Source organism: Streptomyces sp. NPDC007983, from assembly GCF_042958345.1.
Lineage (GTDB): Bacteria > Actinomycetota > Actinomycetes > Streptomycetales > Streptomycetaceae > Streptomyces.
The window spans coordinates 1-20,237 of sequence record NZ_JBIBJI010000017.1 but is presented as its reverse complement, the minus strand read 5'-3'; the positions used below and the strand labels follow the sequence as shown (position 1 = coordinate 20,237).

The 20,237-nt window shown below is 69.8% G+C and carries 20 protein-coding genes and 2 pseudogenes; 6 read left to right on the top strand and 16 right to left on the bottom strand.

Features of this window, described 5'->3' with window-relative positions; translation table 11 throughout:
* Position 1: 1 nt before the first annotated feature.
* The 5 genes and pseudogenes from ACFZCY_RS35600 to ACFZCY_RS35580 all read right to left on the bottom strand — a co-directional run bounded on the left by ACFZCY_RS35600 (position 2) and on the right by ACFZCY_RS35580 (position 2,894).
* Positions 2-988 (bottom strand): aldo/keto reductase, encoded by a 987-nt coding sequence (locus tag ACFZCY_RS35600; RefSeq protein WP_391182947.1) that lies wholly within the window; start codon positions 986-988, stop codon positions 2-4.
* Between the two features lie 61 nt (positions 989-1,049).
* Positions 1,050-1,817, bottom strand: coding sequence for a glucose 1-dehydrogenase (locus ACFZCY_RS35595; RefSeq protein WP_391182945.1), 768 nt, complete (start codon positions 1,815-1,817; stop codon positions 1,050-1,052).
* Positions 1,818-1,868: 51 nt separating this feature from the next.
* Positions 1,869-2,036, bottom strand: a pseudogene (locus tag ACFZCY_RS35590) (IMP dehydrogenase); the annotation flags it as partial.
* Positions 2,037-2,103: 67 nt separating this feature from the next.
* Complete coding sequence (locus ACFZCY_RS35585) at positions 2,104-2,517, bottom strand: cupin domain-containing protein (protein ID WP_391182942.1); 414 nt, start codon at positions 2,515-2,517, stop codon at positions 2,104-2,106.
* Positions 2,518-2,573: 56 nt separating this feature from the next.
* Entirely contained in the window at positions 2,574-2,894 is a 321-nt protein-coding gene (locus ACFZCY_RS35580) for a carboxymuconolactone decarboxylase family protein (RefSeq protein WP_391182939.1), read from the bottom strand.
* A gap of 221 nt (positions 2,895-3,115) precedes the next feature.
* On the opposite strand from ACFZCY_RS35580, the gene ACFZCY_RS35575 reads away from it, so the two are divergent.
* Both ACFZCY_RS35575 and ACFZCY_RS35570 read left to right on the top strand, forming a co-directional pair.
* Complete coding sequence (locus ACFZCY_RS35575) at positions 3,116-3,994, top strand: helix-turn-helix domain-containing protein (protein ID WP_391182936.1); 879 nt, start codon at positions 3,116-3,118, stop codon at positions 3,992-3,994.
* 33 nt (positions 3,995-4,027) lie between these two features.
* A pseudogene (locus ACFZCY_RS35570) lies at positions 4,028-4,292 on the top strand (hypothetical protein); the annotation flags it as partial.
* 95 nt (positions 4,293-4,387) lie between these two features.
* On the opposite strand, the gene ACFZCY_RS35565 reads toward ACFZCY_RS35570, so the two are convergent.
* Positions 4,388-4,561, bottom strand: a complete 174-nt coding sequence (locus tag ACFZCY_RS35565; RefSeq protein ID WP_391182933.1) for a hypothetical protein — start codon at positions 4,559-4,561, stop codon at positions 4,388-4,390.
* Between the two features lie 175 nt (positions 4,562-4,736).
* Between ACFZCY_RS35565 and ACFZCY_RS35560 the strand changes: the two genes are divergently transcribed.
* On the top strand, positions 4,737-5,900 hold the full coding sequence (locus ACFZCY_RS35560) for a sensor domain-containing protein (protein ID WP_391182930.1): 1,164 nt from the start codon (positions 4,737-4,739) through the stop codon (positions 5,898-5,900).
* A complete protein-coding gene (locus tag ACFZCY_RS35555) occupies positions 5,888-6,541 on the top strand; it encodes a response regulator (RefSeq protein ID WP_391182927.1) in 654 nt (217 codons plus the stop codon). Before ACFZCY_RS35560 ends, ACFZCY_RS35555 begins: the two co-directional genes overlap by 13 nt.
* 86 nt (positions 6,542-6,627) lie before the next feature.
* Here the strand turns inward: ACFZCY_RS35555 and ACFZCY_RS35550 are convergent, their stop codons facing one another.
* The 6 genes from ACFZCY_RS35550 to ACFZCY_RS35525 form a co-directional block, all read right to left on the bottom strand.
* Positions 6,628-7,239 (bottom strand): response regulator, encoded by a 612-nt coding sequence (locus ACFZCY_RS35550; protein WP_391182924.1) that lies wholly within the window; start codon positions 7,237-7,239, stop codon positions 6,628-6,630.
* The gene (locus ACFZCY_RS35545) at positions 7,127-8,371 is read right to left on the bottom strand and encodes a histidine kinase (RefSeq protein WP_391182921.1); all 1,245 of its coding nucleotides are present in this window, start codon (positions 8,369-8,371) and stop codon (positions 7,127-7,129) included. Before ACFZCY_RS35545 ends, ACFZCY_RS35550 begins: the two co-directional genes overlap by 113 nt.
* Positions 8,372-8,561: 190 nt before the next feature.
* On the bottom strand, positions 8,562-10,877 hold the full coding sequence (locus ACFZCY_RS35540) for a TOMM precursor leader peptide-binding protein (protein WP_391182917.1): 2,316 nt from the start codon (positions 10,875-10,877) through the stop codon (positions 8,562-8,564).
* Between the two features lie 25 nt (positions 10,878-10,902).
* The gene (locus ACFZCY_RS35535; RefSeq protein ID WP_391182912.1) at positions 10,903-11,097 is read right to left on the bottom strand and encodes a hypothetical protein; all 195 of its coding nucleotides are present in this window, start codon (positions 11,095-11,097) and stop codon (positions 10,903-10,905) included.
* Between the two features lie 136 nt (positions 11,098-11,233).
* Positions 11,234-11,632 carry a hypothetical protein gene (locus ACFZCY_RS35530; RefSeq protein WP_391182909.1) on the bottom strand — a complete coding sequence of 133 codons (399 nt, stop codon included), beginning with the start codon at positions 11,630-11,632 and terminating at the stop codon, positions 11,234-11,236.
* 282 nt (positions 11,633-11,914) lie between these two features.
* On the bottom strand, positions 11,915-12,721 hold the full coding sequence (locus tag ACFZCY_RS35525; RefSeq protein ID WP_391182906.1) for an alpha/beta fold hydrolase: 807 nt from the start codon (positions 12,719-12,721) through the stop codon (positions 11,915-11,917).
* A gap of 149 nt (positions 12,722-12,870) precedes the next feature.
* Here ACFZCY_RS35525 and ACFZCY_RS35520 point away from each other — a divergent pair, with 149 nt between their 5' ends.
* Positions 12,871-13,089 carry an MbtH family NRPS accessory protein gene (locus tag ACFZCY_RS35520; protein WP_391182903.1) on the top strand — a complete coding sequence of 73 codons (219 nt, stop codon included), beginning with the start codon at positions 12,871-12,873 and terminating at the stop codon, positions 13,087-13,089.
* A 124-nt stretch (positions 13,090-13,213) separates the two neighbouring features.
* Here ACFZCY_RS35520 and ACFZCY_RS35515 read toward each other — a convergent pair whose 3' ends face one another.
* Genes ACFZCY_RS35515 through ACFZCY_RS35500 form a run of 4 tightly spaced genes read right to left on the bottom strand, consistent with a single transcriptional unit; the run spans position 13,214 to position 18,450 of the window.
* Positions 13,214-13,858, bottom strand: a complete 645-nt coding sequence (locus ACFZCY_RS35515; RefSeq protein ID WP_391182900.1) for a response regulator — start codon at positions 13,856-13,858, stop codon at positions 13,214-13,216.
* The gene (locus tag ACFZCY_RS35510) at positions 13,846-15,114 is read right to left on the bottom strand and encodes a histidine kinase (RefSeq protein ID WP_391182898.1); all 1,269 of its coding nucleotides are present in this window, start codon (positions 15,112-15,114) and stop codon (positions 13,846-13,848) included. Before ACFZCY_RS35510 ends, ACFZCY_RS35515 begins: the two co-directional genes overlap by 13 nt.
* Positions 15,107-17,665, bottom strand: a complete 2,559-nt coding sequence (locus ACFZCY_RS35505; RefSeq protein ID WP_391182895.1) for an ABC transporter permease — start codon at positions 17,663-17,665, stop codon at positions 15,107-15,109. The genes ACFZCY_RS35510 and ACFZCY_RS35505 overlap by 8 nt, the downstream gene beginning before the upstream one ends.
* Before the next feature lie 11 nt (positions 17,666-17,676).
* Positions 17,677-18,450 carry an ATP-binding cassette domain-containing protein gene (locus ACFZCY_RS35500; RefSeq protein WP_391182892.1) on the bottom strand — a complete coding sequence of 258 codons (774 nt, stop codon included), beginning with the start codon at positions 18,448-18,450 and terminating at the stop codon, positions 17,677-17,679.
* Positions 18,451-18,683: 233 nt separating this feature from the next.
* Here ACFZCY_RS35500 and ACFZCY_RS35495 point away from each other — a divergent pair, with 233 nt between their 5' ends.
* A complete protein-coding gene (locus tag ACFZCY_RS35495; protein WP_391182889.1) occupies positions 18,684-20,081 on the top strand; it encodes a serine hydrolase in 1,398 nt (465 codons plus the stop codon).
* The last annotated feature ends 156 nt before the right edge of the window (positions 20,082-20,237 follow it).

Genomic DNA, 20,237 nt, shown 5'->3' with positions numbered 1-20,237 from the left:
TTCACTTGCCGACCAGGCCCATGTGGGTCTCGTTGTAGCGGTCACCGTGTACACCGAGGCGGCTTGCTGTCGCGTCCAGGTCCGCCCGCTCGTCGGCGGAGAGGGCAACGTGTGTGGCGGCGGTGTTCTCCTCGACCCGCTCGATACGGCGGGTGCCGGGGATCGGCACGATCGAGGGGTGCTGGGCGAGCAGCCAGGCCAGGGCCACCTGTCCTGGGCTGGCGTTCTTTGCCTGTGCCAGGGCGGCGACGTGGTCGACCAGTGCCTGGTTGGCGGCGCGGTTGGTCTCGCTGAAGCGGGGGATCGTGGTGCGGATGTCGCCGTCGGAGAAGGGGGTGGCGGCGTCGACGGTGCCGGTGAGGAATCCCTTGCCGAGCGGGCTGAACGGCACGAAGCCGATGCCGAGTTCGGTCAGTGTCGGCAGGACCTCGGGCTCGGGGTCGCGGGTCCACAGTGAGTATTCGCTCTGCACGGCCGTCACCGGGTGGACCGCGTGGGCCCGGCGGATCGTGGACGCCGCCGCCTCGGACAGACCGAAGTGCCGCACCTTGCCCGCCTGCACCAGCTCACCGACGGCGCCGGCGACTTCTTCGATCGGCACGGCGGGATCCACTCGGTGCTGGTAGAAGAGGTCGATGGTCTCCGTGCGCAACCGGCGCAGCGAGGCGTCGGCGACACGCCGGATCTGCTCGGGGCGGCTGTCGAGGCCGGTCGACTTCCCGTTCTCGATGCGCCAGCCGAACTTCGTCGCCAGCACGACCTGGTCCCGCACCGGCGCGAGAGCTTCGCCCACCAACTCCTCGTTGACGTAGGGGCCGTAGACCTCCGCGGTGTCGAAGAACGTGACGCCGCGGTCGACGGCTGCTTGCAGCACGCCGATCATGTCCGTGCGGCTGCCCGGGTTGGGGCCGTAGCCCTGGGACATGCCCATGCAGCCCAGGCCGATGGCCGATACCTGCAGTCCCTGGCCCAACGTACGTGTGTGCATCCTCGATCTCCTCCTGTTCAGCGCTGGTCCACGTAGGTGGTGAGAGCCGCGAGCGGCTGGTTCAGTGGCTCGTGTACCCGCCGTCGACGGGCAGCGCGACGCCGACGACGAAGCTGGCGGCGTCGCTGCACAGCCAGAGTGCGGCAGCGGCGACTTCTTCAGCTGTGCCGAGCCGTCCGATGGGCTGCTGCTTCATGATCTCGGCCATGGCATCGGCCTGGCCTTCGAGCATGTCGGCGACCATCGGGGTGTCGATGACGCCGGGGCACACGGCGTTGATGCGGACGCCCCGGGCGGCGTACTCGACAGCGGCGCTCTTCGTCAGGCCGATCACACCGTGCTTGGACGCGTGGTACGCGGCACGCTCGGGCAGACCGACCAGTCCGCCCAGGGAGGAGCAGTTGACGATCGCTCCGGAGCCCTGGGTGCGCATCTGACGCAGCTCGTGCTTCTGGGCGGCCCACACGCCGCGGAGGTTGACGGCGTTGACGCGGTCGAACTCCTCGGCGCTCTCCTCGGCGGCGTCGCACGGCGGGGCCTGGATGCCGGCGTTGTTGAAGGCCATGTCCAGGCGGCCGAAGGCGCTCACCGCACGCTCGACCATCGCCGCTGCCTGGTCTTCTTCGGTGACGTCGCAGGCGACACCGAGGGCCTGGTGACCGGCTTCGGTCAAGTCCTTGGCGGCCTTCTCGACGGCGCTCAGGTTGATGTCGGCGAGGACGACGGCGGCGCCGGCCTGGGCGAAGGCATGGGCTGTGGCCAGGCCCATACCGGAGGCCGCCCCGGTGACCAGGGCGACCTGGCCCTCGAAGTGGTATTGCGGATTCACTGCTGAGACTTCCTTTTCGCGTAAGCGGCCGGGACTTCACCCGGCCCGACAGGGCGTGGGCTGCTCAACCGGGTTGATGCCGCGGTAGTCCCACAAGTCCGAGCCGCATACACAGGTGGCGACGGTACGGATGACCGCATCGGTCGCATCGATGATCTTCGGCTCGGCGCGCTCCTCGAAACGCACATCGCCGGGGGCGTGAAGGATTGCTCCGCGCATCAGGAAACCATTCACAAGCTGGATACGGGGGCTGCCCGGCCCCCGCCGACAGCGTTCGAAGGGATGGTCAGCGGCCGGCGGACTTCAGCGCCGCAGCGTACTGCTCGTCGGTCACCGGCTCCAGCCAGGTGGTGCCGTCGCCGCTCTCGTCGCCGACGAGCATGGCGATGTGGGCCATGAGCGTGGTGTCGGTGGCGCCGTGCCAGTGCTCCTCACCGGCCGGGCATTTGACCGTCTCACCGGCTGTGGCCAGCGCGACATCGCCGTCGCGGGTACCGACCAGGCCGACGCCGTCGGTGATGTAGAGGGTCTGGCCCTTGACATGGGAGTGCCAGTTGGTGCGGGCACCGGGGGTGAAGCGGACCAGGGCGGCGACCAGGCGGGCTGGATCGGAGGGCGCCTCGATCGGGTTGAGATAGACGGCGCCGGTGAAGCGCTCGGACGGGGCCTTGGCGGTGGGGGTGGAGGTGATGTGTTCCATGGCAGCTCTTCCTGGATGTGAAGGGGGACGGTGCGGGGGTGAGGCGGAGGGGCCGGTCAGGCGGACTGCTCGTCGGCGATCTTCTTCAGCAGCGTGATCGCGGTCATGGCGTTGGGCCATCCGGCGTAGAACGCCAGGTGGGTGATGGCCTCGGAGAGCTCCTCGACGCTCAGCCCGTTCTCCAGGGCCTTGCCCAAGTGGTAGGGGAGCTGCTCGCTGCGGTACAGGGCGGCCAGCACGCTCACCGTGACCAGGCTGCGATCGCGGGGGGAGAGCCCGGGGCGCTCCCACACGTCGCCGAAGAGCACGTTGTCGGTGATCTCGACGAGCTTCGGCGCGATCTGTGCCAGCTCCTGAGGGGCGGACTGCTTCGCCATACGGTGACTCCTTGCAATGACGCGAACACGTAATCGGCAGTTCCACTCTGTGGGGGAGGGCCTGCCCGGCAGCCGCAGCGCGCTCCGTGGTCTGGTCCGGGGCGTCCACCGGCTGCCTTCGATGTCGAGGAAACCGCAGGGCACACGCGTGCGGAAGGCACTGTCGTTACAGGTACTGAGAGGGCCCCCCAGGCCGGGCGAAGCGTGCTTAGCCTGGCTGTATGGACACCGCCCACGACATCCGCGAGTTCCTCGCCACCCGCCGCGCGAAGATCACTCCCCAGCAGGCGGGCCTGCCCGCCTTCGGCGGCAACCGGCGTGTCCCGGGCCTGCGCCGCGAGGAGGTCGCCCTACTGGCCGGTGTCAGCATCGACTACTACGTACGCCTGGAGCGCGGCCACCTCGCCGGGGCCTCCGAGGAGGTCCTCGACGCCGTCGCGAACGCCCTTCAGTTCGACGAGGCCGAACGCGCCCACCTCTACGACCTGGCCGCAGCCCAGCGCACGCGCCCTGCCCGCCGCAGCAAGAAGCCGCGCGGGCCCCTCCCCGCCAGCATCCAGCGCGTCCTGGACTCCATGACCGACAGCCCGGCCTTCGTCCGCAACGGGCGCCTGGACATCCTGGCCATCAACCGGCTCGGGCGCGCCCTCTACGCGCCGCTCTTCACCTCCGGCACCCCGCGCCCGGTCAACATCGCCCGCTTCCAGTTCCTCGCCCCCACCGGCCGCGGGTTCTTCCCCGACTGGGAGGCCTCGCTCAACACCACCGTCTCGCTGCTGCGCACCGAGGCAGGACGCGCCCCGCACGATGCGGAGCTCACCCGGCTGATCGGGGAGCTGGTCACCCGCAGCGACGAGTTCCGCATCGCCTGGGCCAAGCACAACGTGCGTCTGCACCACACCGGGCGCAAAGCGTTCCACCACCCCGAGGTCGGCGATATCGTCCTCGACTTCGATGCCATGGCCCTGCCCGCACAACCCGGGCTGACCCTCACCGCGTACAGCGCCGAGCCGGGCACCGCGGCCCACGACGGATTGCGCCTGCTGTCCGCCTGGGCGGCCACCGAGGACACCCACCCTGCCGTCCGCGCTGCCGACTAGCCGCAGGGCGCGCCGCTTCCACTGAGCGTCCGCGGCTGTCGGGCCCAGTCGCCGAGCGCCCGGACACCCCGCGCCGACTACTCGGCCAAGCACCGCCGACAGGGCGTGGACGTCCGGTCCGTCACCGACCCGGACGGAGACCTGCTGCGGATCTCGCCGGCGCTGCCGGGCCAACCGGGCACTCGCCCAGGCAAGCGACCCGGTCAAGCGCGTCATGGCACGGCTGAAGTCCTGTCAGATCTTCCGCAGATCCCGCGTCAGCGTCAGCCCCAACCGCATGACCGTCATCGCCAAAGCTTTCCGGTCACCCACCACGTGGAGTGTGTGGCGGTGCTGGAGCCGGTGGCCAGGGACTCGTGAGCCCCTGCGCTCCGGATCGTCCGGCCGGTCGGGTCAAACGCCCTTGGCACGCTTGTCGCGCAACAGGAAGAGGACGATGGCCGAGGCGATCGCGACGGTACCGGTGCTGACGCTGATCGCGACCTGCTTGCCGCCGTCGAAGGCGAAGCTGGTGGAGACGTTTGCGGCGACAGCCGCCACGAGCAGGATCCAGAGCAGGGCCTTCATGGCCGTTCCTTCCATCGAGCGGTGGGGCCGGTGCCCCGTGTGAACACCACGATGCCCGCTCACGGGACGCGGATCGAGGGGGCGCTCTACCCGGACCGTGGTGTAGCCCGCTACACCACGGTCCCGGTAGCGCGCACACCTTCGCGGGCCAATTCGGTCGCCTAACCTGATGGGCATGAGAAAGAGGCTGTGGCTCGAATGGCGGGCGACGAGGCATCTGCTGAGATCGGCCGGTCTGGCCCTGGCCTCGTTCCTGTTTCTGCCCGTGCTGATGTTCACCGCCGTCGCCACCGTGCTGGTGATCGGCGCGGGTGTCCTTCCCGAGACCGTCCTGCTGCTGCGCCGGCTGGCCGGAGCGAAGCGGCGCGAGGTCGAGAACTGGACGGGGGAGGAGGTGCCGGCGGCGTACGTGCCGATCACCGGCGTGCTCTCCGTACGCCTCCGGACGGCTGTCAAGGACCCCGCCACCTATCGTGATCTGCGGTGGCTGGCCGCCCATTTCCTTTATGGCTGGCTGCTGGCCTACGCCTCGCTCATCCTCTGGATCTTCAGCCTTCTCGTGGACGGCGTGTGGTGCTGGGTGCTGGGACACCGGGCCGTGGTGCTGCCGCTCGTGGGCCGGCTCGCCGACCTGGACGCCGCCTGGTCCCGCTCCCTGCTGGAGCCCTCGGACGCCTCGCGCACGGCCGAACTCGCCGAGCGCGTCGAGGAGCTGACCCTCACCCGGGCGGGCGCGGTGGCGGCCCACGGTGCCGAACTGCGGCGGATCGAGCGCGACTTGCACGACGGTACGCAGGCCCGCCTGGTGGCTCTGTCCATGAGGGTCGGGCTGGCCAGAAAGGCGTACGACAACAATCCCGATGCTGCCCGCAGGCTCCTCGACGATGCACAGGACCAGGTCGAGGGGGCCCTTACCGAATTACGGCATGTGGTGCGAGGCATTCACCCGCCGATCCTGACCGATCGTGGGCTGGTCGGTGCGGTACGCGCGCTTGCCGCCGGCAGCGGTCTGGAGGTCGAGGTGACCGACCAGGGTGTGCACGACGGCTCGCGCGCACCTGCCGCGGTCGAGGCCGCGGCGTACTTCTCGGTCGCCGAGGCGCTGACCAACGCCGCCAAGCACTCCGGATCCTCCCACGCCCGGGTGGAACTCGTCCGCGCCCCTGGGTCGTTGAGCATCTCGGTGCGCGACGAGGGCTGTGGTGGCGCCGACGAGACCGGCGGCAGCGGGCTGCTCGGCATGCGGCGGCGCATCGCGGCGCTCGACGGCGTCGTGCGGGTGTCGAGTCCTGTCGGGGGCCCGACGACGATCGAAGTGGAGCTGCCGTGCGTGTGGTGATCGCCGAGGACAACGCCCTGCTGCGAGAGGGGCTCGTACTGCTCCTCACCTCGGCGGGGCACGAGGTGGTGGCCGTCGCGGCCAGTGGTCCCGAGGTGCTGCCCGCCCTCCTGGCCCACCGCCCGGACGTCGCGGTGCTGGATGTCCGGATGCCGCCCGGCTTCCGGGACGAAGGGCTGCGGGCGGCGCTCGCGGCGCGGGCGGAGATTCCCGGGCTCCCCGTGCTCGTGCTGTCGCAGTATGTCGAGGAGACCTACGCCACCGAACTGCTGGGTGACGGCGCGAGTGGCGTGGGCTATCTGCTCAAGGACCGGGTCGGGCGGGTCGACGAGTTCCTCGACGCCCTGGACCGGGTCCACTCGGGCGGCACGGCCCTGGACCCGGAGGTGGTGGCGGAACTCCTGGCGAGGCGCAAGGACGATCCGATCGACTCACTGACGCCACGTGAGCGCGAGGTACTGCAGCTGATGGCGGAGGGCCGGGACAATCTCACGATCGCCGGACAACTGGTGATCACGGAGCGTGCGGTGAGCAAGCACATCGGCAATGTGTTCCTCAAGCTCGGCCTGCCGCCGAGCGACAGCGGCCACCGTCGGGTCCTGGCGGTCCTCGCCTACCTCAACAAGAGGTTCGGTGCGTGAAACTTTCATGCGAAAGACATGAAGCAGGCCGTACCGGCGCCCGAAGGCCGGAGCCATACTCATAGTCCACAGGCAGTTTGTGCCCGTTACAGTAACCAGTCGGCCGCGCGCGCGATCTTGATGGCGTCCACCCGGTTCCGGGCGTTGAGCTTGGTTACCGTAGTGGTGAGGTAATTGCGCACGGTGCCCAGGGAGAGTTGGAGATGTCTGGCTATTTCGACGGGCTCCAGGCCGTCTGCCGCCAGCCGCAGTACTTCGGTCTCACGGGTGGTCAGCGGATTGTCGGCACTGTTCCACGCGGAGAGGGCGAGTTGGGAGTCGAACACCCGCTGCCCCGCGGCCACGTTCCGTACAGCGGCGGCCAGTTCCTCCGGCGGGGCGTCCTTGACCAGGAAGCCGGAAACGTGTGCGGCGAGCGCCTTGCGCAACGCACCGGGCCGTCCGAGGCTGGTGAGGATCAGTGTGTGGCACTCCGGGAGCTGCTTGCGCAGCCGCTCGGCGGCGGTCAGCCCGTCGAGACCGGGGAGGTCGATGTCGATGATGGCGACATCCGGCACATGACGGACGGCTGCGTCGATGATCTGGTCACCGCGCTCGACCTCGCACACGACCTCCAGGTCGTCCTCCAGGTTCAGCAGGGCGACCAGGGCGCCGCGCACCATGTTCATGTCTTCGGCCAGCAGGATGCGGATCGTCATGATGAAGGGTCCTCCCAGCAGGGTCCTGGGCGCCGAAGCCGGCGTCGTCAGGGTCGGCGAGTCTGCGTAGCGGCCGCGCCGGGGCATCCGCGACCAGTTCGAAAGTGTCACCGGGCCGGTAGGCGATCGTGAGGACGCCGGAGGTGGACAGCAGTCGTGCTCGCAGATTGCCCAGACCGCTGCCGCTGTGGGGTGACGGGTCGCGGTACGAGGGGTCCGCACCGTCGTTGGACACCGACAGCCGCACCCGGTCGTCGTACTGGGTTGCGGTCATGGTGCATGTGCTGGCGCGCGAATGCCGCAGGAGATTGGTCACGGCCTCGCGCAGTACGGCGGCCAGCACGGAGTCGACATGCTGGTCGAGTGTGCCGAGCCGGATCTCCACGTGTACCCGGACATCAGCGGCCTCCAGCAGGGACTGGGCCGAGCGCATCTCCTGTTCGAGGGACATGCTGCGCAGGCCGCTGGAGACCAGGCGCACATCGGCCAGCGACTGGCGAGATATGGTCAGCACCTCGCTGACCTCCTCCATGGCACGCCGCGGGTTCGCGGGTATCAGCCGGTGAATCAGCTCGCCCTTCAGCGTGATGGCCGAGAGGCTGTACCCCAGCAGGTCGTGGAGGTCCCGCGCGAAGCGCAGCCGCTCCTTGGCCACCGCCAGGCTGGCGAGCGTGCTGCGGGTGTCGTGCAGGGCCTGGACGAGCGCTGCCAGACGGGAGAGACCGTAGACCACCAGGCCGGTCAGGAGGGTCGACTGCGCCAGGTAGATGGTCTCCTGGATGGACAGCCCCTCCACGGTCGGCGGAATCAGCATGCTGAGTCCGACCAGGCCGAAGGCCGGCCAGGCCCACCGCTTCGGCAGCAGCAGGAGCAGTGAGCCGGCCAGAAAGCCCGCCATGGCGCCCCATTGCGAGTGGTATACCACGATCGGCAGATACGTCAGCAGTGCCTGGGCCCCGAGTGTCATGCTTCGCTGCCAGGTGGGGGCACGGCGCGCGCCGGTGCCCGAATGCCGCAGCTGCAGAGTGAATATGACGAGCAGACAGCCGATCGAGGCCAGCAATGACGTGGTGGGCAAGTCGGTGCCGATCAGGTTGATGACCGTGACACCCAGGTAGCTGATCAGAGCCACCGTGAGAATGATCCGGGCCAGCCGGGGTGCCGGCAGGTCCGGTATATCGGACGACCCGTCTACTGGGCTGTCCGGTATGGCCGTTGCGTGGCGCGAGTCGTTCTCGTCATCACGTGGCATGGTCGTCTGTGTAGGTAGCCTTCTCGGTCTCGTTGTACGTCTTGAGTGCGTTTAATGGAGATTATAAGGGCTAGACGAAAAGTGGTATGGGATTCAGACGTTCGTACGGCGTCGGACCCCGCAGGTGCCCCAGCGTCACCGGTACATCGAAGAGGCGACCGGGCGCGAACCGGGCCCAGAAGTGCCTCATCCCCGGTACCAGCACCTTCACCACCGGGAGTTCGAGGTCCGGCCGGGTCTGATCGAGGACCAGCAGCTCCATCCCGCGTGCCCGGACGGCTTCGATGATCAGCTCGACGTCGTCCCGCAGATCAGTGGTCGGGGCGTACGTCCAGTCGGAGGGGCGGCGCGGCCGTGCACGGCCGGGCCGGAGGTAGGGCTGGTTGGCGGTCGTGGCGCGCAGCCACCAGTTCATCGGCTCGGGGTCGTCGACCCGGTAGCCGGTCCCCTCCGTGGTCGCCGCGCCGACCAGAGGCAACAGCTGGCCCATTTCGGTCAGTGCGCGGCGCAGCGCGAGGCGCGGGTCGAAGTGCGCGCCGAAGCCGAACACGATGTCCTCGGCCGGCTTGTCGGTACGCCGGGACAGCGCCGCTATCACCGGGATGCCGAAGTCGGACGTGAGATCCAGGGCCCACACCTGACGGCGGACCGACCGGTAGCCTTCGAGTAACCGGACTACGTACGGCTGCTCGAACGCGTCGAGGTCGATGGCGGGCCGCCGGGTCCGGTTGTACCACCACAGGGCCACCGCATCCCGCTCGACCAGCTCCAGAAAGCCCTGGATCAGGGCGTCCTCGGGGCTGGAGCCCGCCGCGTTGCCGTTCGAATCGGCGAAGAGGCCGTCGGGTGAGGGCTCTTCGCTGAAATACAGCAGGGCCGTGGGCACCAGCCGCTGGACGCCTTCGGTGAGCGACCACACCGGGGTCCAGTCGGTGGGCGTGTTCTCGTCGAAGGGCGGCGGGACGTGCTGCAACCGGTCGCCTCGCCGGTTGATGCGCTCCCGCTCCGCGAACTGACGCTCGGCGTAGAGCTGCATCGCGTTCGGATGCAGCGCGTCCTTGCCCAGAGCGCGGTAGGTGTCGCGTACGACGGGCTCGTCGCCCTGGCGAGTGCCGCTGTAGCGCTCCACCGCCTCGCCCAGCGCGCTGGTCCGGGCCTCCTCCTCGCCCAGGCCCTTGCCGCCGCTGAGTGACCGCAGGCCGGCGCGCAGCCCCGTCAGGGTGGGGCTGCGCATGGCGAGGTTCTCGCCCGCCACGAAGGCGTCGACGAAGTCGGGGCTGCCCGGCGCTCGCCGTATCTCCCGGACGATCCCGGTGACGGGGTCGATCAGCGGTGCGTACCGGCGCAGCATCTCGGCCGGGGTGAGTGCCCGGTGGCCGTTGAGACCGAGTGCGGCCTTGGGGCGCGAGCGTGGTACGAACGGCTGCCCGGCCCGCGTCGCGACCAGGCCGGGGTCCCCACAGGCCCGGCACTGTGGCAGTCGCGCGACCTGGTGCGCGGTGGCGCCCAGTTGCAGGGTGTCCAGCACATGCACGGCGTTCTGGGCGTCGTTGCGCAGGCCCGCCAGCCACTTGGCGGCTTCGAGCACGGCCAGTTGCAAGGTCAGCGAGCGCCCTGCCGGGAGGGTGGCCTGCGGGCGGGATGGCGGGCCGGACAGGCCGAGGGCCCGCCGCAGAGGTTCTTCCGAGTGCCGGTGCCCCCGCAGGCGCGTCGCCAGACAGTGCCAGCACGGACCGTCCTCGGGCTGGAAGACAGGGCCGACCCAGGCGGCGGTGGAGCCGAGCCCCGCCAGCAGCCACGGCCGCCCGGCGGCGCGGTGCTCGGCGTCGATCTCCGCCAGCCGCGGGGAGAGGTAGTCCTCGCACAGGACGAGGGTCAGGTCGGGGTCCTGGCCCGGTGCCGCGAGGACGAGCCCCGAGGCATGGCAGGCGGCGCGGGCCGCGTCCAAGTCGACCCCGACCGGGGCGTCCACGCGCATGGTCCGGTGCGCCAGCGCGCCCGGGACCTTGCTCCCGTCGAGCCCGGCCAGGTCCCAGTAGGCCTCGGCCGCCGGGTCGGGGCGGGCGCCGCCGGGCTCTCCGGCCGGGTCGGAAGACCGCAGCCGGAGCAGCCCGGAGGCGTCGAGGGCCCGCAGTGATTCACGGACTTCCGCCGGGGTCAGCGCCGGGGCCGCCTCACGTATGACGGCGGCTGGGCCGCGGCTGCCGTCCAGAAGCGGGACCAGCACGTCCGCGGGCGGCCCGTGCAGAGCCGTAACCCCGCGGTGCGAGACGAGGTAGGCGGCTTCGCCGGGAACGAGCGTGGCGCGCAGATGGCCCTTGAACCCGAGCCGGGTCCCGTCGTCCTCGTCGGCTGATGCCGTATTCGCAGTGTCCCGCATCGTCATGGGTCCCCCGTCCCGTCCTGTTTCGCTACTCGAACCGTATGGGAGCGGCCACTACGGCGGTGCCGACCGGGGCGGCGACGACGCAGATGGAGAGCAGGGCGGAGCCCGTGTCGCCGGCGGCGTCGAGGTCCTCGATCACCAGGGAGCGGCCGGTGGAACGCATCGGAGCGGTGCCGGTCTGCTCGCCGAATCGGCTGGACGCGGAAATGGAGTTGATCACGGCGGTTATTCCTCCTGAATTATTGTTCGAGAGATGTGCGAGCAGCGCCGGACGGCGCCAAGACCTTACAGGCCCAACCTGTTGAGGTCGTGAAGGGCTGAACCCCCCATGCGTCAAGCGGGGTCAATGAATCCGCTTAGAGGGCGTCGAGTGGAACAGGTGCCATAGTCAGCTCGAATCGGGCCGCGGTGAGAACCTCGGCGACCGTGGCGCCGATCTCCTCACTGTGTTCCGCGCCCTCGCCGGGACAGCCCAGGACCACGAGCAGGGCCTCGCGACTGTCCGCCGTGAGCTGGTGGGAAGCTGCGTCGCAGTCCCGTTTGCCCAGCCAGGCGAGAGGCTCGACGGCCTGGTCCTCCCTGGTCAGGCCATAGATGAGGTCCCCGGCGGGAATCGGCCGGGACTTGCTGGTGAAGGCAGGGACGATCCGCTCCCCTCCCGTGGCGCGGGTGAGCAGCAGGTCCTGGCCGTCCCCCTCGGGAGGGGCCTGGTGGAGGCCGACTCCCGCCGCGTGGCGCAGCGTCGCGACGCTCACCGCGTCCACGATCGCGCCATGGGAATTCCACCCGCGTGTGGCCACAAGCTCACGCAGTCGCTCGCCGGCCGGCGTTACCGAGGGGTATCCCAATTTGGCCAGAAGCTTTCGATATCCGTCGGGAATTGGCCGATTCGGATCGTAGAGGGAGAGCGCCTCCGATGAGGTCAACCCCTTCACGGACAGGAGAGGCCGGTCGGCGCTCAGCCGCCATACACGCAGGTGGTGGAGGCCGAGTTCGCGAGCCTCAGGAGCTGTTCTGGCAATCATGTGTGTTCGCCTTCAGTTCTGCCCGAAGAAACGCAGCAGTTCGGCGTTCACGTGGTCCGGGCGTTCCATGTAGCCATAATGCCCGGCGTTCTCGATCTCCACAAAGCGAGCGTTCGGGATGGCTTCCGCGACTTCCCGGCTCAAATGCGGGGGGAGAATCAAGTCGTCCGCGAATCCGATGACCAGACAGCGCGTCCGGATACTCCGGTACGCGGTCAGCCGGTCCGGTGCCATCTCTACACCGAGCTGAGCTCGATAACCCGGCGCCGCGGTGGCCGGGGACACCTCGAATACGTCCAGCCAGTCCTGGATCTCCTTGTCCTCGTTGAGCGTCGCCGGGGAGAGGAACTCCATCGCCCTGATCGTCGCGGCGTATCGCGCCGGAAGGCTGATCCCGCTGTCGTGCAGCTCCCGTTCGGCCCGGTCACGGAACCGCCGCAGCACGTCCTTGCGGCCCCTGGTGGCGAGCAGCGCCGCCGCCGTCACGAGGTCGGGGCGGGCGAGGCAGAGTTCCTGGGTGATGTGAGCGCCGAGCGACGTGCCGACGAACCGGCAGGGGCCCAGGCCCAGATGCTCGACCAGGCCCACCGTGTCCGCGACCAGGTCGTCGATGGTGAAACCGTCCGCGCAGGCGTCGGTGGGCGGGATCCCCCGGTTGTTGAAGGTGATGACCTGGTAGCCGGCCGCCACGAGTGCCGGCACCTGGTGCAGATGCCAAGCACGGCCGCTCGCGCCGGTGCCCATGACCATCACCACCGGCTCACCGTGGCCGGTGACCTCATAGCCGAGGCTGATTCCGTTGATCGTGCTGACTGGCACGTTTATGGTCTCCTCTGCCGCGGAACGGTGCTCCCGTCCGGCAACGTAGGGGGCGGGTCACGCTCGGACCATGGATTTAGGCCCTGACTGAAACTGTTGCGGCGCCCGGATCGGACGGACCACGATCGGCGCGACCGAAGGGAAGACTCATGGACAATCCGTTCGATGACGACAACGGCACCTTCTACGTTCTGGTGAACGACGAGAACCAGCATTCGCTGTGGCCTGTCTTCGCCGAGGTTCCGGATGGCTGGACCGTCGTGTTCGGCGAGGACACCCGCCAGGCCTGCCTCGATTACGTGGAGAAGAACTGGACCGATATGCGGCCCGCCAGCCTCATCCGGGCCATGGAAGAGGCAGCCGCCTGACCTCTTCGGCCCACAACCCCCCACAGCGGCAGGGTGGGTGCCCCGGACCCGCCCGGGGCACCCACCCTGCCGTCTTCGTCCCCCCGGGGACAGGTGCGCAAGGCGCCGGGGCGGGCGGAGCGGGTCAGCCGCGCAGATGCGCCAGGACCGCCAGGACGCGCCGGTGCCCGGTGGCGGCCGGCGTCAGGTCGAGTTTGGTGAAGATGCTCCCGATGTGCTTGCTGACCGCCTGTCCGGTGATCGCGCACAGCCGGGCGATGGCGGCATTGTCGTGTCCCTCGGCCATCAGCGCCAGCACCTCCCGCTCGCGGCCGGTAAGGGCGTTCAGCGGGTCGTCGGTCCGGCGACGCACCATCAGCTGGGCGACCACCTCGGGGTCCATCGCCGTACCGCCCCGCGCGACTCGCCGAAGTGCCTCCAGGAACTCCGCGACATTGCCGACGCGGTCCTTGAGGAGATACCCCACCGCGCCACCTCTGTCCGCCAGCAGCTCCGAGGCGTAGCTGTCCTCGACATGCGAGGACAGCACCAGGACCGGCAGGCCGGGATGGCGCCGCCGGGCCGCCACCGCCGCGCGCAGCCCCTCGTGCCGGAAGCCGGGCGGCATCCGGACGTCCAGCACCGCGACATCCGGGCGGTCCTCGGCGACGACCGCCAGGAATTCCTCCGCGTCGCCGACCGCGGCCACCACGTCGAAGCCCTCGGTCTCCAGCAGGAGCACGAGGCCCTGACGCAGCAGCGCGTCGTCCTCCGCGATCACCACGCGCACGGCAGCTCCGCCCTGATCCGGGTCGGACCGCCCACCGGGCTGGAGAACAGCACCCGCCCGTCGAACGCCTCCGCGCGTCGCCGCATGCCCGTCAGGCCCGATCCGGCGTTCATGTCCGCACCTCCCCGCCCGTCGTCGGTGATCTCCATCAGCAAAGTGCGGCCCGTCGTCCGCAGGGACACGTGTACACGTTCGGCCGCGCTGTGCTTGGCGGCGTTGGCCAGGGACTCGGCGATCATGAAGTAGGCGGCCGCCTCCACCGCCGCCGGTGCCCGCCGGACATCCTCGGCACGCACGGTGCAGGGGATGGGGCAGCGCGCCGCCAACGCGGAGACGGCGCCCTCCAAGCCGCAGTCGTCCAGGACCGGCGGATAGATGGTGCGTACGGTTTCCCGCAACTCGGCGAGCGAGTCGGTCGCCGTGTCCCGCGCCTGCCGGATCAGCGCCAGGACCCGCGCGGGATCGCTGCCCACGGCCCGCTCGGCGATGCCGAGCTGCATCGCCACCGCCGCCATCCGCGCCTGCGCGCCGTCATGCAGGTCCCGCTCGATGCGCCGCAATTCGGTGCCGTGCGCCTCGAGCGCCGCTGCTCGGCTCGCGGTGAGTTCCTGGACCCGCTCGGCGAGCCGCCGTACGGCAGGCAGCGCCAGCAGCAGCCCGGCCAGCCGCGCCTGCGCCCTGGCCAGCGCCGGTACGGCGGCCACCACCACCGCGGTCAAGCCGAGCGTCAGCGCCGTCGCCGTCGCGGCCAGCAGGGTGGAGTCGACGGTGAAGAAGAACGACGAGGGATAGGGGACGGGGGAGTCGGAGCCCCACCAGCGCACCGCCTGGACGACGGATACCACCGCACTCACCGGCTGCCCCAGGGCCAGCATCAGGGCAACGGGGCCGAGCAGGCCGTGCGCCGGCAGCCACCCCAGGGTGCGGCGGAACCCGCGGTCGGCGGCATTGCACCTCAGCAAGCCGCGCCGGCCCTCCCGCTTCGCGCCGGGGACCGGGACGACCGGCGTGAAGGCCCCGGCAATGGACCGGCTGAGGAGGATTCCGGCGCGCCGCCGTTCGTACCTGCCGAGCGAGGCGGTCCACCGGCACAGCGGTCGCCACGCCCGGCGCCCGGGGCCTGGTACCGAGGTGACCCACACCAGTAACCAGCCCGCCCCCGCGAGGAGGGCGGCGATTCCGGTGACACCCCCCGCCAGCAGGTACCCGTAACCGCGGCCGACTGCGGCCGCGGCCGACCGCGGCCGGCTATTCACCCGTGTACACCGCGTCGATCGGCCGGGTGCGCAGGGCCGAGCGCGTGGACAGGGCGATGGAGGCCCAGCCGAGCAGGGCGATGAAGCCGGCGACCCCGGCCCAGACCAGCGGGTCCACGTGCGGAACGGCCTGTCGGGTCATGGCCAGACTGCTGCCGACCGTGGGCGGGACGGCGATGAAGACACCGACGGCGATCGCGGTGACCACCACGACCCAGGACTCCAGGAACATCATCCGCAGGGTCTGGCGCCGACTGGTGCCGATGAGGCGGAGCATCGCGAACTCGCGGCTGCGCGCCGCGGTCGCCATCACCAGGGTGTTGACCACGGCGATCAGCACATAGAGCAGGAGCAGCGAGTTCGCGATCAGGTTCGTCCACGATTGCTGGGCGAACTGGCCCTGCTGAGCCGCCGTGAATTCGTCCGGCCGCTGCACCTTCAGTGCCGGAGTGCGCTGGGCGAGCCCGGTCAGGGCCTTCCCCACCCGGTCACGGTCGCCGGCGGACGACGCCTTCACGAGCAGAGCAGTCGAGAGCTGGTCGGTGGTGTGCGCCGTCAGCGCGCCGTGCGGGAGCGTGACGTCGCCGAAGCCGAGCCCGTTGCCGTAGACGGCCACTACCTTGAGCTTCTTCTCGACACCGTCGCCGAGATTCACCTCGGCGGCGTCGCCCACGCCGAGTCCCGCGGTGTCCGCGGCCATCCAGCTGAGCGCCACGGTGTCGCCCGACAGCGCATTCAGACTGCCCTCTTGCACATCCAGGTCGAGAGTACGGTCGAGGCCCCGCGGGTCCAGGCCCTGGGCGCTGAAGAGACGGGCCGTCATCTTGTCCACCTCCAGGTAGTTGAGCATCACCTGGGAACGGGCCACGGGGGTGGCGGTGCCGACGCCGGGCACGGAGCGCACGGTTTCGGCCAGGTCGGGCGAGAGCCCAGTGGCTTCGCTCGTCAGCACGTAGTCCGCGAGCACGCCCGTTGCGGCCTGCTGCTTGGCGGTCGCCTCGACCGTGGAGAGGGTGGAAAGCTGCATCAGGGCCATGGCGGCACCGAGCGCCAGCGGGACGACGGCACTGCTGAGCCGATGCGCGTTGGCCCCCGTGTTGGCGGCTGCCAGATAGCCGCTGACCCGGAACCGGCGCAGCAGCGGTGCCATCAGCCCGGTGGTGATCCTCACGAGCTGGGGGCCGATCAGCGCGCAGCCGAACATCAGGATGAGCAGTGAGCCGGCGGCGCCCGCGATGGCCATCTGCCCCGGGATCATGAGCGGCAGCACGATCGCCGCGGCGAGGCCGAGCACGATCAGCCCCCGGCCGACGTTCAGCCGCACCCGGCCCAGCCGAGGCGGCTCGGTCTGCGACTCGCGCAGCGCCTCGACCGGCTGAATCCTGGCGGTCCGGTAGGCCGCGATGAAACCGGCCAGCCGGGCACCCAGCACACACAGCACCACGGACGCGCCCGCCGGAGCCGGGTTGTAGGAGATCTCGAAGTCGCCCGGCAGCACCCCCACTGCGGCGAACGCGTCGCGCAGGGCGCCCGCGATCAGGAAGCCGGGCGCCGCGCCGAGCAACGCACCGACCGAGGCGACCATCAGAATCTCGCTGCCGATCAGCGAGTGGATCTCGCGGGGCGAGGCCGCGATGGCACGGAGCATGGCCAGTTCACGGCGGCGCTGGTGCACGGCCAGGCCCAGGGTGGAGGAGACCACGAAGATCACCACGGCGAGTGCGGTGCCACCGAAGGAGGCGGAGAGCGCGATGAGGAAGCCGCGCGACTGCCCCATGTCCAGGAACTCCAGGTCGCCGACCTGTGTGCCGGTGTACACGGCCACGTCTTCGGGCGAGTCCGCGAGCGCCTTCTCGATCCGGTCGGCCAGCGCGTCGGCGTCCGTGCCCGGTTCGGCGAGCACGCCGATCGCCGTGAGCCGGTCCGGGCGCCGCGACAGTTCCGCCGCCCGTGCGTCGGTGAGGAACACCGCCGACTGGCGCTCCAGGCCGGCCTTGGGCGGCGCGGCCAAGCCGACGACCCGGTACGACGAGGGAGTGGTGCCGACGGACAGCGGTACGGTGCTGCCGACCTTGGCCCCGGCCTTCCTCGCCAGCGCCGAGTCCAGCACCACCTCCTTCCCGCTTCTCGGCTCGCGTCCCTCGGCGAGGGAGAAGGGGCCGAGCGCCGCCGAGGCCCAGCCGTGGCCGTACAGCGGATGGCCGAGGTCCAGCGCGCGGCCCCGCGGGTCGGCGATACCCATCCCCACCGTGCGGTCGCCGACGACCGCGCGTACGCCGGACACCTTGCCGACCTTGGCGGTCAGGGCGGCGGGCAGGCTTACCCGCTCCGGGTAATGCAGGTCGAAGTTCTGCGTGATCTCCTTGGTCTGATCGCCGCCGACCATCACCGAGGCGCCCGCGTAGCGCTCCGGTGAAACCCCGGACAGCAGGCCGGACATGAGAAGGACGCCGCAGGCGGTCACGACGGCGGATCCGCAGAATACGGCGATGAACGCCGCGATGAACCCACCCTTGCGGTTCTTGACGGTACTCCACGCGATGTCGAACATATCCGGCCGCCTTACCGCTTGCCCAGGTGCGTCATACGGTCGGCCACCTGGTCCGGGGTCGGCCGGAGCAGCTGACCCGCCAGCCGGCCGTCCGCCAGGAAAACCGCCGTGTCGGCGTAGGACGCCGCCACCGGATCGTGCGTGACCATCAGTACGGTCTGACCTGTCTCGTCGACGATCTGCCGGAACAGCCGCAGGACTTCCTCGCTGCTCCGGGTGTCCAGGGCGCCGGTCGGCTCGTCCGCGAGCACCGCGTCGGGCCGGGTCAGCAGCGCGCGAGCGATGGCCACGCGCTGCTGCTGGCCGCCGGAGAGCTGGTTGGGGCGCCGGTCGGCGTACTCGCTCATCCCCACCCGGTTCAGGATCTCCGTCAGCCACGCCTCATCCACCGATGCGTTGGACAGCCGCGGCACCAGCGTCACGTTCTGCCGCACCGTCAGAGCCGACATCAGGTTGTAGGCCTGAAACACGTAGCCGATCCGCTCCCGGCGGACCGCGGTGAGCGCGGACTCCTTGAGACCGCCTAACTCGGTTTCCCCGAGGTAGACATGGCCTGCAGTCGGCCGGTCGAGCCCCGCCAGACAGTGGAGGAACGTGCTCTTCCCCGAGCCGGATGGTCCCATGACCGCGGTGAACGATCCGTGCGGCACCTCGAACGAGACGTCGTTCAGCGCGGTGACCGCGTTCGCTCCCTCGCCGTATGTCTTGCTCACCGACTCCAGCCGCATCGCGGCTGCCGATACCTGGTCCGTGGTCGTCGCGGACCGGCGCCAAACCGGTGTCATTTTTCTCGCCCTCCCGTTGTCAGCCGCATCAGACTATGGGACGAGATGATGTGCGGCGAACCCCCTGAATCCCGTAATGAAGGTGGAGCCAGCTACACCATGGCCGATTCCGTTCGGTCCACTGTGCGGCAGGAACCTATACGCCTGCCCGTTTAACTCCTGCCTTTAGCTCTTTGGTTCCTGTGCGGGGGCCTCGCTAGCCTGGCATTTATTCCTTGACCTGGGTGGACTTGATGACGAAATCCGCTGACTTTCCCATGGGGCTGCCCGCGCACGGAGAAGTGGCCGGCCTGCTCGAGACGACCGCCCGCGAATACCTCGTACCCGGTGTGCAATTCGCCGTCTACGAGCGCGGCGAGATCTCGTCCTTCACGTACGGAGAAGAGACCTCCGGATCGGGCCGGCCGGTGACGGCCGACACGGTCTTTCCATGGGGCTCGGTGACGAAGTCCGCGACCGCACTGCTCCTGGCCCAGCTCGTCAGTGACGGCGAGCTGGAACTGGACGCCCCGGTCGGGCCGCTGCTGCCCGAACTGGCCGGAGCCCCCGGCAGTCCGCTGCACTCCGCGACACCGCGCGGGCTGCTGAGCCACACGGCCGGTCTGCCGGACATGCCGCCGGTGGACAACGACCTGTCACTGCGCGACTGTGTCGCCGCGTCGGCCGACGCGGTCGCCCTGTGCGAGCCCGGCCGCCACTTCTCGTACGCGAACCTCGGCTATGTGCTGGCCGGCCGGATCGTCGAATCCGTGACCGGGGTGACCTGGTGGGAGGCGGTCCGTGATTTCGTGCTGACCCCGCTGGGAGTCGAGCCCGGCCACCTCGGCGGCACTGCCCCCGGCCCGGTGGCAGGCCAGCACGCGGTGCACCTGCCGACCGGTTCGGTGCAGGTCGTCGACGAGCCCGGCCTGTCCAAGGCGCTCGTTCCCGCCGGGGCGCTGATGTCCAGCGCCACCGGACTGCTGTGTTACGCCGCGGCTCACCTCACCCCGGGCGGCACCCCCGTACTGGAGCCCGAGCTGCTCGCGGAGCTCCGTGACCCGGTGCCACGTTCGGCGGCCTTCGGGCTGGCCGCTGGCTGGGGCCTGGGACTCGCCGTCCACAACGACGGCACGGGCCGGCGCTGGCTGGGCCACGACGGCAACACCGGAGGGGCGAGCTGCTCGCTGCGTTTCGACCCCGAGCGGCGGATCGCGGTGGCTCTGATGGCGAACGCCACCTCCGGCCGTCAGATGGGAAACGCCTTCTTCGAGGCGCTCGCCGCGAAGGGGTTCGACATCGGCCGCAACCACGCCCCCGACCTTGGCCGGCCACTTTCCGGTGAGGCCCTGGACGCTGCCGCCGCCGAGGTGTCCGGAGAATACCGGTCCGGCGCGGACATCCTCACCGTCCGCCGGTCCGCCGACGGGGAATTGCTGATGGACCGGGTCGGGCTGCGGCCGGCCCGACTGGAACTCCATCAGGGCCTGGAATTCCGGTTGAGGAGCGGCGCCGCCGAAGGCGGACACGGCAGTGACGAGTCCAAGGACCTGTACTGCTTCGTGCGGGATTCCCGTACGGGACAGGTCGGCGGAATGTATCTGAGCGGTGGGCGACTGCAGGTTCGGGAGGGAATCGGCCTGCTCGGCTGATTCCCCTTTCCGGTGCGCGATATTCGTACGCAGAAGGTCTTTCGTTCGTCTGAATTCTTTTTCTATGTGTGGGGGAGTGGTTCGGGTGCTGGAGTCGTGGGGTTCGCAGGGTGGCGGCTTCGGGGGTTCGGTGATTACCGAGGTCTTCGCGGAGTG

Excerpts from the sequence above, each read along its gene's own strand:
- ACFZCY_RS35550 (WP_391182924.1), bottom strand. The coding sequence starts at position 7,239 with ATGACGATCCGCATCCTGCTGGCCGAAGACATGAACATGGTGCGCGGC.
- ACFZCY_RS35565 (WP_391182933.1), bottom strand. The coding sequence starts at position 4,561 with ATGAAGGCCCTGCTCTGGATCCTGCTCGTGGCGGCTGTCGCCGCAAAC.
- ACFZCY_RS35520 (WP_391182903.1), top strand. The coding sequence starts at position 12,871 with ATGGACAATCCGTTCGATGACGACAACGGCACCTTCTACGTTCTGGTG.
- ACFZCY_RS35500 (WP_391182892.1), bottom strand. The coding sequence starts at position 18,450 with ATGACACCGGTTTGGCGCCGGTCCGCGACGACCACGGACCAGGTATCG.
- ACFZCY_RS35575 (WP_391182936.1), top strand. The coding sequence starts at position 3,116 with ATGGACACCGCCCACGACATCCGCGAGTTCCTCGCCACCCGCCGCGCG.
- ACFZCY_RS35585 (WP_391182942.1), bottom strand. The coding sequence starts at position 2,517 with ATGGAACACATCACCTCCACCCCCACCGCCAAGGCCCCGTCCGAGCGC.
- ACFZCY_RS35495 (WP_391182889.1), top strand. The coding sequence starts at position 18,684 with ATGACGAAATCCGCTGACTTTCCCATGGGGCTGCCCGCGCACGGAGAA.
- ACFZCY_RS35560 (WP_391182930.1), top strand. The coding sequence starts at position 4,737 with ATGAGAAAGAGGCTGTGGCTCGAATGGCGGGCGACGAGGCATCTGCTG.
- ACFZCY_RS35600 (WP_391182947.1), bottom strand. The coding sequence starts at position 988 with ATGCACACACGTACGTTGGGCCAGGGACTGCAGGTATCGGCCATCGGC.
- ACFZCY_RS35540 (WP_391182917.1), bottom strand. The coding sequence starts at position 10,877 with ATGACGATGCGGGACACTGCGAATACGGCATCAGCCGACGAGGACGAC.
- ACFZCY_RS35580 (WP_391182939.1), bottom strand. The coding sequence starts at position 2,894 with ATGGCGAAGCAGTCCGCCCCTCAGGAGCTGGCACAGATCGCGCCGAAG.
- ACFZCY_RS35505 (WP_391182895.1), bottom strand. The coding sequence starts at position 17,665 with ATGTTCGACATCGCGTGGAGTACCGTCAAGAACCGCAAGGGTGGGTTC.